This window comes from Bacillus sp. FG16, from assembly GCF_057809515.1.
Map to the genome: position 1 here is coordinate 1 of NZ_JBMDKC010000389.1, position 340 is coordinate 340.

Consider the following 340-nt stretch of genomic DNA (forward strand, 5'->3'; position numbering starts at 1 on the left):
GCACCCTCTCCACAACATCCGCATTCACACCGATACTTTTCAAGCGGTGAACAATCCCACGAATATGCGCTCGTTCCTCATCATGCTTTTCTTTCGCACGATAGAGTGCTGCCAATTCCCTTCGGGCTAATCGAGCTTCTTTGATCCAGATGCAAAATAGATATGGGTCATTCTTTTGTAGCGCTTTAACTTGTTGTTGTTCACAATGCTGTAAGAATTCATCGAGTATTTGTTTCTTTTGTAAGTCTTTTGTTAAAACTGATTTAGTCATGATGGTTTCTCCTCTTCTACATCTCTGTAAACTTGATTTGCGAATTCACTACATTGATTGTTTCACTTA

1 protein-coding gene is annotated in these 340 nt (G+C 39.7%); it reads right to left on the minus strand.

The genetic code is table 11. The annotated features are described in order from the left end of the window. Positions 1-271, minus strand: a 271-nt coding sequence (locus ACODS7_RS32875; protein WP_488828765.1) for a hypothetical protein, incomplete at its 3' end; no start/stop codon positions are given. Positions 272-340: the final 69 nt, after the last annotated feature.